We start from the raw sequence: 13,704 nt of genomic DNA on the forward strand, positions 1-13,704 counted from the left end.
TACAAAGAATTATTAATTAAGAAACAATATAAAGGATTATGTCGTCTCATTACGAAGCACCCATTAGAAAACCTTTAGTTATAGGTGATAAATCTTATCACGATGTAACAGTAGATGTAGCTGCGCCTGTTGAGGGTAAAGCAAATAAACATTGGTGGATTGTATTTTCAATCGCATTAACGGCCTTCCTTTGGGGATTGGGTTGTATTATTTACACTGTATCTACCGGTATCGGAACATGGGGATTAAATAAAACAGTTGGTTGGGCCTGGGATATCACTAACTTTGTTTGGTGGGTAGGTATTGGTCACGCGGGAACATTGATTTCTGCGGTATTATTACTTTTCCGTCAGCGTTGGAGAATGGCGATTAACCGTTCTGCAGAAGCTATGACTATTTTCTCAGTAGTTCAGGCAGGTTTATTTCCAATTATTCACATGGGTCGTCCATGGTTAGCATACTGGGTTTTACCTATTCCGAATCAGTTTGGATCTTTATGGGTAAACTTTAACTCACCGCTACTTTGGGACGTATTCGCAATTTCAACGTACTTATCGGTATCACTTGTTTTCTGGTGGACTGGTTTACTACCTGACTTTGCAATGCTACGTGATAGAGCAATAACACCTTTCCATAAGAGAGTTTATTCTATCCTAAGTTTTGGATGGAGCGGAAAAGCAAAGGACTGGCAACGTTTTGAAGAAGTATCCTTGGTACTTGCAGGTTTAGCTACTCCACTTGTACTTTCTGTACACACTATTGTATCGATGGACTTTGCTACTTCGGTAATTCCAGGATGGCATACCACAATTTTCCCTCCGTACTTTGTTGCCGGAGCCGTATTCTCAGGATTTGCAATGGTAAACACATTGTTAATCATCATGAGAAAGGTTTCTAACCTTGAAGCTTATATTACACTTCAGCATATCGAATTAATGAACATTGTAATTATGATTACGGGTTCGATTGTGGGTGTAGCTTATATTACTGAGTTATTTGTAGCCTGGTATTCAGGTGTGGAATATGAGCAGTATGCTTTCTTAAACAGAGCTACCGGACCTTACTGGTGGGCATATTGGTCAATGATGACTTGTAACGTTTTCTCTCCGCAATTTATGTGGTTCAAGAAATTAAGAACAAGTATCATGTTCTCATTTATTATTTCGATTGTAGTAAACATCGGAATGTGGTTTGAAAGATTCGTAATTATCGTTACTTCTTTACATAGAGATTATCTTCCGTCTTCATGGACAATGTTCTCACCAACATTTGTTGACATTGGAATTTTCATCGGAACAATTGGTTTCTTTTTCGTATTGTTTTTATTGTACTCAAGAACATTCCCTGTAATTGCTCAGGCGGAGGTTAAAACAATTTTGAAAGGAACAGGAGATAATTACATTAGAGAAAGAGCAAATAAAGATTCACATCATGAGTAATAAAGTAATATACGCCATTTATAATGACGATGATATTTTGATGGATGCAGTAAAGAAAACCAGAGCTGCACATCATCATATTGAAGAAGTTTTTACTCCATTCCCAGTTCACGGATTGGATAAAGCTATGGGACTAGCGCCAACAAGATTAGCAATTTGTGCTTTTTTATATGGATGTGTTGGTATCTCTGTTGCAACAACAATGATGAGTTACATTATGATTCATGACTGGCCACAGGATATTGGTGGAAAACCAAGTTTTAGTTTTATTCAGAATATGCCCGCTTTTGTGCCTATTATGTTTGAGATGACTGTGTTTTTTGCTGCCCACTTAATGGTAATCACTTTTTATATGAGAAGTAGATTATGGCCGTTTAAAGAAGCTGAAAATCCTGATGTAAGAACAACAGATGACCATTTTTTAATGGAAGTTGCTGTAAACGATAACGAGGCAGAATTAGTTTCTTTCTTTGAAGGTACAGGAGCAGTTGAAGTTAAAGTAATTGAAAAGAATTAATTGTAGCTATGAAAAGGATATATAAAATAACACTTTTAGTTGGTATAACTATTTTAGTTTCATCTTGCCACAATAATTCGGCACCAAACTATCAGTATTTCCCTAATATGTATGAGTCTGTAGGTTATGAAACTTATTCAGAAGCAAAAATATTTAAAGGAGGAAAAGAAGGACAGCTTCCTGTAGAAGGAACTATCAACAGAGGTTTTGAACCTTATGAATATGAAAATTCGACTGCTGGTTATGAATTGGCTAAAGCTAATCTGAAATCGCCTTTGGATTCTATCGAGAGAAACTCAGGAAAAGGAAAAGAACTTTTCGAAATTTATTGTATCAGTTGCCATGGTGCAGCTGGAAACGGTAAAGGTAAATTGGTTGAAAGAGAAAAATTTCTTGGAGTGCCTAGCTATAAAGACAGAGTTATTACTGAAGGAAGTATCTTTCACGTTGAAACTTATGGTTTAAATGCAATGGGTTCACATGCAAATCAATTAAGTGCCCACGAACGTTGGTTAGTTGCTGACTATGTTCTAAAACTAAAAAGCCAATTATAATTGTTGAACAAACTGATCGTAATAGATATGTATACATTTTCAAGTAAATTAAAAACTTTTTCTATCATCCTAATGGCCCTTGGTATATTAGGAATTGGATATGGTTTTTTAACTGCTCCTAAAGATATTCAAGAAGTTGAGAAAATTCTAGCTGCAGATGCACATGGATCTCACGGTGCTGCGCATGAAGCAACAGCAGAAACTTCACACCAAGAAGCTGGACATCACGAAGCTGCTAAAGATTCACATGAGTCACACGGTGGTGAGCATGCAAAAGTTAATGCCGCTGATGAGCATGAAAAACATTTAGAGCATGTACTGCACCAATTGCAAAACAAGCCTTGGTCTGCTTTATACGTTGCCTGTATTTTTTTCTTGCTACTTTCTATGGGAACTTTAGCATTTTATGCTATTCAACAAGTTGCTCAGGCAGGATGGTCTCCGGTTTTGTTTAGAGTTATGCAGGGAATCACAGCTTATTTACCAGTGGGTTCTGTTATTTTCTTCATTATATTAATTCTTTGTGGATTACATTTTAATCACATATTTGTGTGGTTAGATAAAGGAATTACAGATCCTACAAGTGCAAATTATGACGAAATTATTGCTGGAAAAGCGGGTTATTTAAATTTTTATTTCTGGATTATCAGAGCTGCTATCTTTTTAATAGGATGGAACCTATATCGTTACCAATCCAGAAAAAATTGTTTGGCTCAGGATGATGCTAATGATGACCTTTATTACAAAAAGAACTTTAAGTTAACTGCTGGTTTCTTAGTATTCTTTATTGTTTCGGAATCTATTATGTCCTGGGATTGGATTATGTCTATTGACCCACACTGGTTTAGTACATTATTCGGATGGTATGTTTTTGCTTCTTTCTTCGTTAGTGGTATTACTACAATTGCATTAGTGACTATCTATTTAAAATCTAAAGGATATTTAGAATATGTAAATACAAGTCATATACATGATTTAGCTAAATTTATGTTTGGTATTAGTGTTTTCTGGACGTACTTATGGTTCTCCCAGTTTATGTTGATCTGGTATGCTAATATTCCTGAAGAGGTAACCTATTTCGTAACAAGAATTCAGTTGTATAACTTACCATTCTTCGGAGCTGTAGTTATGAACTTTGTTTTCCCGTTATTAATATTAATCAATACAGACTTTAAACGTCTTAGCTGGGTTATTGTAATGGCTGGTATTGTTATCTTACTAGGTCACTATGTAGATTTCTTTAATATGATTATGCCTGGTACTGTTGGAGATAAATGGTTTATTGGAGTTCCTGAAATTGCATCTATACTTTTCTTCTTAGGTTTGTTTATTTTTGTAGTGTTTACTGCATTAACTAAAGCTCCTTTGTTAGCAAAAAGAAATCCTTTCATTGAAGAAAGTAAACATTTTCATTATTAATATTTAAAGAAGTAAACAGATGACAAGTTTGTTGGTAATTATAGTTTTAGTTTTATTAGCAGTTGCATTATGGCAATTGACCAAGATATTTGATCTTACTCAAGTGGGATCCTCTTCGGACGATTCTCAGGTTGCATCGGATAATGATAATAATATTCAGGGATATATTATGTTTGGCTTTTTGGCATTCATCTATATATTTACGATTTATGGTTTACTAAAGTGGGGTGGTTTAGCACTTCATACTCCAGCTTCAGAGCATGGTCTTTTAGTAGATAATTTGATGAATATTACCTGGGTTTTAATTTTTATCGTTCAATTTATTACACAAGGTTTATTATACTGGTTTTCTTTTAAAAATAGAGGGCATAAAGATAGAAAAGCTTTATTCTTTGCTGATAGCAGCAAATTAGAAGCGATCTGGAGTATTATTCCATCTGTTGTTCTGGCTTGTTTAATTCTTTACGGATTGTATGCCTGGAATAATATTATGTTCGTTGATAAAGATGAAGATGTTATCGAAATAGAATTATATGCACAACAATTTAAGTGGACTGCAAGATATGCCGGACAAGACAATGTTCTTGGAAAAGCAAATGTTCGTTTGATAGAAGGTGTTAATACATTAGGAGTTGATATGTCAGATCCTAATGCTCAAGACGATATCGTGGTTTCAGAATTGCATATCCCAAAAGGAAAAAAAATACATTTCAAAATGCGTTCTCAGGATGTATTGCACTCTGCTTACATGCCTCACTTCAGAGCACAGATGAACTGTGTTCCGGGAATGGTTACAGAGTTTGCTTTCATTCCAACTTACACAACTGCTGAATACAGAGAGTTGCCTTTTATGATTGAAAAAGTGGCAAACATCAACAAACTTAGAGCTGAAAAAAGTGTCGAGTTAGTTGCTAAAGGAGGAACAGCTTTAGATCCTTATACCTTTGATTATTTATTATTATGTAATAAAATTTGTGGAGCTTCTCATTACAACATGCAAATGAAAGTGGTTGTAGATACTCCGGAAGATTATAAAAAATGGTTAAGCGAAAAAACTACGTTAACTCAGGATATTAAAGCTGCTGCCGCTGCTGAAAAACCTGCTGAAGCAGTAAAAGCTCCAACTACAGATAGTACAGCTAAGGATACAGTAAAAGCAGTTATTGATACTGTTAAAGCCGTTGTAGCTAAAGTGGCTATGAAATAATATTTATTAAGAAAATTTAAAGTATACATATATGTCAGCAGAAGCACACGATCACGGACACGAACACGATCACGAGCACGAACATCACCATAAAGACACTTTCATTACCAAATATATATTTAGTATTGATCACAAAATGATTGCTAAGCAGTACCTGATTACTGGTATCATCATGGGTATTATTGGTATTGCAATGTCATTACTTTTTAGAATGCAGTTAGCATGGCCGGAAGAGTCTTTTAAAATATTTAATGTTTTATTAGGCGATAAATTTGCACCAGATGGTGTGATGGCTAATGATATTTATCTGGCTTTAGTTACAATTCACGGTACGATAATGGTATTCTTTGTACTTACAGCCGGTTTGAGCGGAACTTTTAGTAACTTACTTATTCCACTTCAGATTGGAGCAAGAGATATGGCTTCCGGTTTCATGAACATGATTTCATACTGGTTGTTTTTCTTATCTGCTGTAATTATGGTGTCTTCTTTATTTGTTGAAGCTGGACCGGCATCTGCAGGTTGGACAATTTACCCGCCTTTAAGTGCGTTGCCACAGGCAATTCCTGGTTCGGGTACTGGTATGACTTTGTGGTTGGTTTCAATGGCTATATTTATTGCATCTTCTTTAATGGGATCTTTAAACTACATTGTAACAGTTATCAACTTAAGAACTAAAGGAATGTCTATGACCAGACTTCCATTAACAATCTGGACATTTTTCGTAACAGCTATTATTGGTGTTATTTCATTCCCGGTTTTATTATCAGCTGCACTATTATTGATTTTCGATAGAAGTTTTGGTACTTCATTCTTCTTGTCTGATATTTATATTGCGGGAGAGGTTTTACATTACCAAGGTGGTTCTCCTGTATTGTTTGAGCACTTATTCTGGTTCTTAGGGCACCCTGAGGTTTATATCGTAATCTTGCCGGCAATGGGTCTTGTTTCTGAAATTATGGCTACGAATTCCCGTAAACCAATCTTCGGATACAGAGCGATGATTATGTCAGTTCTTGCAATTGCGTTTTTATCTACAATTGTATGGGGTCACCATATGTTTATATCGGGTATGAATCCTTTCTTAGGGTCTGTATTTACTTTTACCACTTTATTGATTGCGATTCCATCTGCAGTAAAAGCGTTTAACTGGATCACAACTTTATGGAAAGGGAACTTACAATTTAATCCTGCAATGTTATTTTCTATCGGAATGGTTTCCACTTTCATCACTGGAGGTTTAACAGGAATCATTTTAGGAGATAGTACTTTAGATATTAACGTTCACGATACATACTTCGTTATTGCTCACTTTCACTTAGTAATGGGTATCTCTGCACTTTACGGAATGTTCGGTGGTATTTACCACTGGTTCCCTAAAATGTACGGAAGAATGTTAAATAAAAACTTAGGTTATATTCACTTTTGGGTAACAGCAGTTTGTGCTTACGGAGTATTCTTCCCAATGCACTTTATAGGATTAGCTGGTTTGCCAAGACGTTATTATACAAATACAAACTTTCCATTATTTGATGATTTACAAAATGTGAATGTTTTAATTACAACATTTGCTCTTGTAGGAGGAGCTTTCCAATTAGTGTTCTTATACAACTTCTTCAGTAGTATTTTCTACGGTAAGAAAGCAGAACAGAATCCATGGAAATCTACAACATTAGAATGGACAACTCCAGTTGAACATATCCACGGTAACTGGCCTGGTGAAATTCCTCACGTGCACCGTTGGCCGTATGACTACAGTAACCCTAATCACGATGTAGATTTTGTACCTCAAAATGTACCAATGAAAGAAGGTGAAGAAGTTTTACACCACTAAAAATATTTTAAAAGACTGTCCTAACCGACAGTCTTTTTTGTTTTATTCCATTTAAATATAAATTCCAATATCATAAATTCCAAACTCCATAAATGTTTACCAACGCATTGGAATTTGGAATTTATGATATTGGGATTTACCTTTTTTTATTTAGAATTTAACTGTTTTTCAAACTGATTAGTTTGCCTATCTTTGTAAAATGAATGAGAACCTAGATCCCACTACAAACGGATATAATCCAGAAGAATTAGATCTTGAAAAAAGATTACGCCCACTGTCATTTGATGATTTTGCCGGGCAGGATCAAGTTTTAGAGAATTTAAAAGTTTTTGTGGCTGCGGCTAATCAGCGTGGTGAAGCACTTGATCATACCCTTTTTCACGGGCCTCCCGGATTAGGAAAAACTACTTTAGCGAATATTTTAGCAAATGAACTTGAAGTGGGTATCAAAATCACTTCAGGTCCGGTTTTGGATAAACCCGGCGATTTAGCTGGTTTACTAACCAATCTGGACGAAAGGGATGTTTTATTTATTGACGAGATTCATCGTTTAAGTCCTATTGTTGAAGAGTATTTATATTCGGCAATGGAAGATTTCAAAATCGATATTATGATTGAATCTGGCCCAAATGCCAGGACTGTTCAAATCAATTTAAATCCTTTTACTCTAATAGGGGCAACCACGCGTTCCGGATTATTGACCGCGCCTATGCGTGCCCGTTTTGGAATTTCTTCCCGATTACAATATTATACTACAGAACTTTTAACAACTATTGTTGAAAGAAGTTCTTCTATTCTTAAAATGCCCATTTCCTTGGATGCTGCGATCGAAATTGCAGGCAGAAGCAGGGGAACACCTCGTATTGCAAATGCTTTATTAAGACGGGTGCGTGATTTTGCACAAATAAAAGGAAATGGTACGATTGATTTAGAAATTGCACGTTATGCTTTAAAAGCACTTAATGTAGATGCACATGGCCTGGATGAAATGGACAATAAAATTCTGCTGACTATTATAAATAAGTTTAAAGGCGGACCAGTTGGATTGTCTACTTTAGCAACTGCCGTTTCTGAAAGTAGCGAAACCATCGAAGAAGTATATGAACCTTTTCTAATTCAGGAAGGATTTATTATGCGTACTCCGCGCGGGCGCGAAGTGACAGACAAGGCTTATAAACACTTAGGAAAAATAAATACAAATATTCAGGGCGGACTGTTTTAATTCTTTCAACATGTCTGCGAATAATAAATATAAGTACCCTGCAAAACTTTCGATATCCAGATTTTTTTTGGATTCTGAAGGGGTACGTAAAAATCCTATTCCTTTTCACAGAAGGTATTTTGATAAATTGGGAGATTCTTTTTCTATTAGAATTGGAAAATCTAAGCATATAATTTTATCGAGAGATAATGATGTTGCCCAGTATATATTACAGAAAAATCAAAAGAATTATCATAAGTCTAAGTTTCAGTCCGTTTATCTTTCAAAGTATTTAGGAAAAGGACTTTTAACTGTTGATGGCGATTTCTGGTTAAAACAAAGAAGACTTATTCAGCCTGCTTTTCACAAACAAAAGATGAATCAGCTGGTTGAAAATATGGAGCAGACGATTGTTTATGAGCTAAATGGTTTAGCAGAAGAAAGCGTAGTTGATCTTTTTCCAGTCATGAGTGAACTGGCTTTTAATGTTGTTGCTAAATCATTATTTCAGTTTTCTATTGCTGAAGAGAAATTGACTCGTATTAAATTTATTATTGAGGAAGTACAAAATTTTTTGATCAAAGAAATCAGACTTCCGCATAAAGGCTGGTGGTTCTCACTAAGTGGTCAGGTAAAAAAGCATCTTGAACTTGCAAAGGAAAATAACAGTATAATTCAGGAAATTATTGAAGAGAGAATTACTTCAAGGAATGAAGTTAATGATTTACTTCAAATGCTTCTTGAAACTCGGTATGAAGATACTGGGGAAGGAATGTCTATTACTCAGTTAATAGATGAGATAAAAATCCTTTTTATAGCAGGACATGAGACTACAGCCAATGCACTAACCTTTACACTGCATCTTTTAGGAAATGACCCTGTTGTTCAGCAAAAAGTTCTCGATGAAATTCTGAAAATTAAATCAGAAACGGATGATTTAGTAGAGCAGCTTCAGAACATGCCATATACAAATGCTGTATTAAATGAGTCTATGCGCCTGTATCCGCCAGCATGGATTACAGATCGTCAAAACGTAGAGGATGACAACCTAGGACAATTCAATATAAAAAAAGGAACCTTAATTGGAGTCTCTTTTTATGAGCTGCACAGAAATCCAAAATATTGGGAAAATCCGGACGAGTTTAATCCCGAACGATTTCTCGGAGAACAAAGAAAATATGCTATGCAGTATTTTTATCCGTTTGGAGCAGGGCCGAGAATGTGTATCGGAGCCGGATTTGCTATATACGAGATGTGTTTGGCAATTTCCCATATTGTTGAAAGATTCAAAATTGTTTCAGTTGAAGAGACAGCTCTTTTTAACCCATTAATCACTTTAAAACCCGTAGGCGTTAAAGTCATTTTTTCAAGGAGATAATGATTAATTCTAAAGAAACATATTCTAAATTTATAAAAGAAGAGGCAAAAAGGCTTGGGTTTTTATCCTGCGGTATATCGAAAGCAGGATTTCTGGAAAAAGAGGCCCCTAGGCTTGAAAACTGGTTAAAAAATAACCGGAATGGTCAGATGGCTTACATGGAAAACCATTTTGATAAACGATTAGACCCGACATTATTAGTAGATGGCGCCAAAAGTGTTGTATCGCTTTTACTTAATTATTATCCCGGAGAAACTCAAAATCAGGACAGTTTTAAAATTTCAAAATATGCCTACGGGCAGGATTACCATACGGTTATCAAAGAGAAATTAAAAGAATTTCTTTTCTCCATACAGGAAAATATTGGTGAAGTTTCCGGTCGCGCCTTTGTTGACTCAGCGCCAGTTCTCGATAAAGCCTGGGCAGCAAAAAGCGGATTGGGATGGATTGGCAAAAACAGCAATTTACTGACTCAAAAAGTAGGTTCATTTTATTTTATAGCTGAACTTATACTGGATTTGGATTTAGAATATGATTATGCCACAACAGATCATTGCGGTTCCTGTACCGCTTGTATTGACGCCTGTCCTACACAGGCAATTGTTGCTCCCTATGTTGTAGACGGAAGCAAATGTATTTCCTATTATACAATTGAACTTAAAGAAAATATCCCAAACGAAATGAAGGGAAAATTTGATGAATGGGCTTTTGGCTGTGATACCTGTCAGGATGTTTGCCCCTGGAACCGGTTTTCAAAACCTCATTCAGAACCCTTATTTAATCCAAATCCGGAATTGCTTTCCTTCTCAAAGAAAGACTGGATTGAAATTACTGAAGAAACTTTTCGCACGGTTTTTAAGAATTCCCCTATCAAAAGAACAAAGTTTGATGGTTTGAAGCGCAATATTAAATTCCTGCAGTGAGGTTAATTGATTGTTTTATTTCTGATTGAATTTTAAAATATAGTCTTCCTTTTTTATAAGAATTCTTAATTATCTTCTCAAACACAATCTTTTTTATTTAAAGTAAGTATTTGTTTACTTTTTAAAAATTAACATACTGATAACTAATTATTTGTGTTTTTTGTTCTGTTTTATTTTTTTCAAAAAATTTTACATTTTTGTTTGATAAATATGTAAGAATGCTAAATATCAGCAATATTTTGATAGTTTTTCACTATTTGGTTATCAAATCATTACTTTTTCGCTATCTAAATGTGAATATCGACTGACAAAAGGTGTATTTCAACGACTTTATGGGTAGTTTATCGACGAATGTATTTAGTATTGAGGACTTTACATATTTTCGCGGCACCAAAACTACTAATTTAATCCTATACAGTATTATTTAGTCTTCAAACTATTTAACCTTATGGCCCACATGCGATGTTATTCTACTGAAAATTCTGAAACGACTTTTGTTGAATTTCTAAAAACCAATATTTCTCTTTTATCGTATCTGTACTATATTCTGAAAACCAGGTTAGGTTATTTGGTTTATGATATTTCTATCTCAAAAACAATAGTTGTCTATGCGTAACTTTACTTTTAAAGGGATTAGTTTATTTAAATTAATCTCATTTTTTATTTTTTTTCTTCTTATAAATTTTACTGCTTCTGCTCAGTTTTATACGAAACATTATATCGCACCGGCACCGTGGCAGTACTTTAGTAAAGCTAATGAAATTGTAATTGCTACAAATTCTGTTGCAGAAGTAAATATAACGGTAAACAAAAGTGATGGCACTCTTATAACTTCGCTGAAGGCAAAAAAAGGAACACCAGCTGTTTACAGATTTCCTCTTTTAGCAAAGAATCTTCCAATGAACGCCTTAGATACTGTACTCACAGGTGCGGGATTAATTGTGACCAGTGATGGGCCAATAGCTATAAACCTGCGGAATATTGCTTCAGATGATTATTCCAATGGTGACAATGTTGATGCTAATATAAAGGGAAATGCAGCGCTTACCAGCTTTGGAGATGCGGGGATTGGAGTACGATTTAGAATAGGGTATTACAGAGATGGTTCGTTGGGGACCTTTAGCACTTTTGGAGATCAAAGGCCGATTTATAGTATTATGGCAACTGTTGATAATACAAGTATAACGATCGATAACGTCGTTAAAGCGACATTAAATGCTGGGCAAAGTTATATGTTTAAGGCTCCAATGGGAACTTTAGTAGAATCTTCAAATCCGTCAGTGATGAATACATCTGCTGCTATAGATGTACCGGGAGGTTGTGGAGATGGCGCTTTTAACCAGATTCCTCCTGAATCCGTTTTGGGAACTGAATATTTTCTGGAACGAGGAACGGGAAATAATACGGCAGAACAGACTACTGTAGTAGCTACAAAAGATGATACAAAGATAACAATAGAAGGTTATTCAGCTACCGGAGCGCTTGTATCTACCACAACTCAGACTCTGGCACAGGCAGGGAAGTTTTACACTTTTGTAAATGGTGTTCCGGGCACAAGTTTTACGGCATCCCATATCGTTGCAGATAAGAGGGTTGCTGTGTATTCAGGAACTGCACAAAATTGTGAAGTTGATATTTCAACAATTGCACCTGTATCAGAATGTGGAGGGTCTAATTTTATAGAAACAACCAAATTTAAAAATTATGCTTCAAATAATTTAGATTATTTTGGTTATATCCTTTTACGAAGTGCCACCGAAATTGTAACCGTAAATGGTACTAATATTGCAAGCATTTCTGGTATTCCAGCCCGTTATCAGATTGGTTCAACAGGCTGGTATCTGATAAACTTTAATAGTGTTCAAATTGGAAGCCCGGAAGTACTTTCTATTGCAAGTAATGCTAAGCTTACCGTTTCGATAGTACAACAGGCAGGAGGATTCTCAATGGCAGGATTTTTCTCAAGTTTTGCTGCTCTGCCTGACGATCCGACTATGGCGTATGTTTCAGGAGGAGGATGTACCAATAATACAGCAACACTCACAACTCCTTCCGGTTTTGCACCCTATCAATGGTATTACAATGGCACAGCAATTTCTGGTGCAAATTCAAATACATATATAGCTACCAGAACAGGTTCTTATGCGGTAGCTTCAACTTTAGCTTGTGGTGTTCAAACGCAATCTAAACCGGTTTCAGTTACTTTATGTACCGATTTGGGAGTTACAAAAACGGTTGATAATGCAACACCATGTGTAGGCTCTAATGTAGAATTTATAGTTACCTTAAGTAATTTAGGGGTTAATAATGCCACAGGAGTTTCTATCAACGATTTGCTTCCTACCGGATATACTTATGTAAGTTCAGTAGCCTCAATTGGGAATTATAATTCATCAACCGGAGTTTGGAGTATTGGAGATGTTGATGGAGGGGTTAGCCGAACATTAAAAATTACGGCAAAAGTAAACCCTACAGGAGTTTATAACAATACGGCAGCATTACCTAATTCGACAGTAGATAGTAATTCGGCCAATAATTCGGCAAGTGTTTCAACAACCCCTAAAGCATTACCGGCAGCACTTTCCTTAACAGGAAGTACCATCTGTGTTCCTGCATCAGGAGGGACAATCACATCCACCACCTCAGTTACTAATGTAAATTATCAACTATACAATTCCGCTAATAATGCTGTTCAGGCAGTAAAAGCAGGAACCGGATCCGGACTTACGTGGTCAGGTCTTTCTGCAGGTACAGGATACTACGTGATTTCTACTAGTGCGGGAATGTGTACCTCTACGAGTAACGCTGTTGCTATTGTAGCGGATACCCAAAAACCAACAATAACGTGTCCTGCAAATGTTACCAAAACAACAGATGCCAATTCATGTACCGCAACAGGAGTTGTTTTGGGAACCCCAACGACAGCCGATAATTGCGGCGTTGCTTCAGTTACGAATAATGCACCAGGCTCATACCCAATCGGAGTAACCACCGTGACGTGGACCGTGACGGACAATTCAGGAAACACTCAAACATGTACGCAAACCGTAACGGTAACTGATACGCAAAAACCAACAATAACGTGTCCTGCAAATGTTACCAAAACAACAGATGCCAATTCATGTACCGCAACAGGAGTTGTTTTGGGCACCCCGACGACAGCCGATAATTGCGGCGTTGCTTCAGTTACGAATAATGCACCAGGCTCATACCCAATCGGAGTAACCACCGT

At 36.1% G+C, this 13,704-nt stretch carries 10 protein-coding genes; all 10 read left to right on the forward strand.

All coding sequences use genetic code 11. The features are described 5' to 3' along the window. The first annotated feature begins 38 nt into the window (after positions 1-38). Positions 39-1,439 carry an NrfD/PsrC family molybdoenzyme membrane anchor subunit gene (nrfD, locus tag GJU43_RS01525; RefSeq protein ID WP_154339090.1) on the forward strand — a complete coding sequence of 467 codons (1,401 nt, stop codon included), beginning with the start codon at positions 39-41 and terminating at the stop codon, positions 1,437-1,439. Further along, positions 1,432-1,956 (forward strand): DUF3341 domain-containing protein, encoded by a 525-nt coding sequence (locus GJU43_RS01530; RefSeq protein WP_041516373.1) that lies wholly within the window; start codon positions 1,432-1,434, stop codon positions 1,954-1,956. The genes nrfD and GJU43_RS01530 overlap by 8 nt, the downstream gene beginning before the upstream one ends. Positions 1,957-1,964: 8 nt before the next feature. Next, positions 1,965-2,510 carry a cytochrome c gene (locus GJU43_RS01535; protein WP_154339091.1) on the forward strand — a complete coding sequence of 182 codons (546 nt, stop codon included), beginning with the start codon at positions 1,965-1,967 and terminating at the stop codon, positions 2,508-2,510. Between the two features lie 27 nt (positions 2,511-2,537). Beyond that, a complete protein-coding gene (locus GJU43_RS01540) occupies positions 2,538-3,929 on the forward strand; it encodes a quinol:cytochrome C oxidoreductase (RefSeq protein ID WP_154339092.1) in 1,392 nt (463 codons plus the stop codon). Between the two features lie 19 nt (positions 3,930-3,948). Then, the gene (locus tag GJU43_RS01545; protein ID WP_154339093.1) at positions 3,949-5,136 is read left to right on the forward strand and encodes a cytochrome c oxidase subunit II; all 1,188 of its coding nucleotides are present in this window, start codon (positions 3,949-3,951) and stop codon (positions 5,134-5,136) included. 31 nt (positions 5,137-5,167) lie between these two features. Further along, positions 5,168-6,970, forward strand: coding sequence for a cbb3-type cytochrome c oxidase subunit I (locus GJU43_RS01550; RefSeq protein ID WP_154339094.1), 1,803 nt, complete (start codon positions 5,168-5,170; stop codon positions 6,968-6,970). 199 nt (positions 6,971-7,169) lie between these two features. Further along, positions 7,170-8,192: a Holliday junction branch migration DNA helicase RuvB gene (gene ruvB, locus GJU43_RS01555; RefSeq protein ID WP_055096839.1), complete on the forward strand. Its 1,023-nt coding sequence runs from the start codon at positions 7,170-7,172 to the stop codon at positions 8,190-8,192. 10 nt (positions 8,193-8,202) lie between these two features. Further along, complete coding sequence (locus GJU43_RS01560) at positions 8,203-9,549, forward strand: cytochrome P450 (protein ID WP_154339095.1); 1,347 nt, start codon at positions 8,203-8,205, stop codon at positions 9,547-9,549. Next, positions 9,549-10,472, forward strand: a complete 924-nt coding sequence (queG, locus tag GJU43_RS01565) for a tRNA epoxyqueuosine(34) reductase QueG (protein ID WP_154339096.1) — start codon at positions 9,549-9,551, stop codon at positions 10,470-10,472. Before GJU43_RS01560 ends, queG begins: the two co-directional genes overlap by 1 nt. A 608-nt stretch (positions 10,473-11,080) precedes the next feature. Continuing rightward, a partial coding sequence (locus tag GJU43_RS01570; RefSeq protein WP_154339097.1) for an HYR domain-containing protein occupies positions 11,081-13,704 on the forward strand: 2,624 nt, incomplete at its 3' end.

Source organism: Flavobacterium sp. LC2016-23 (assembly GCF_009674775.1).
Taxonomy (GTDB): Bacteria; Bacteroidota; Bacteroidia; order Flavobacteriales; family Flavobacteriaceae; genus Flavobacterium.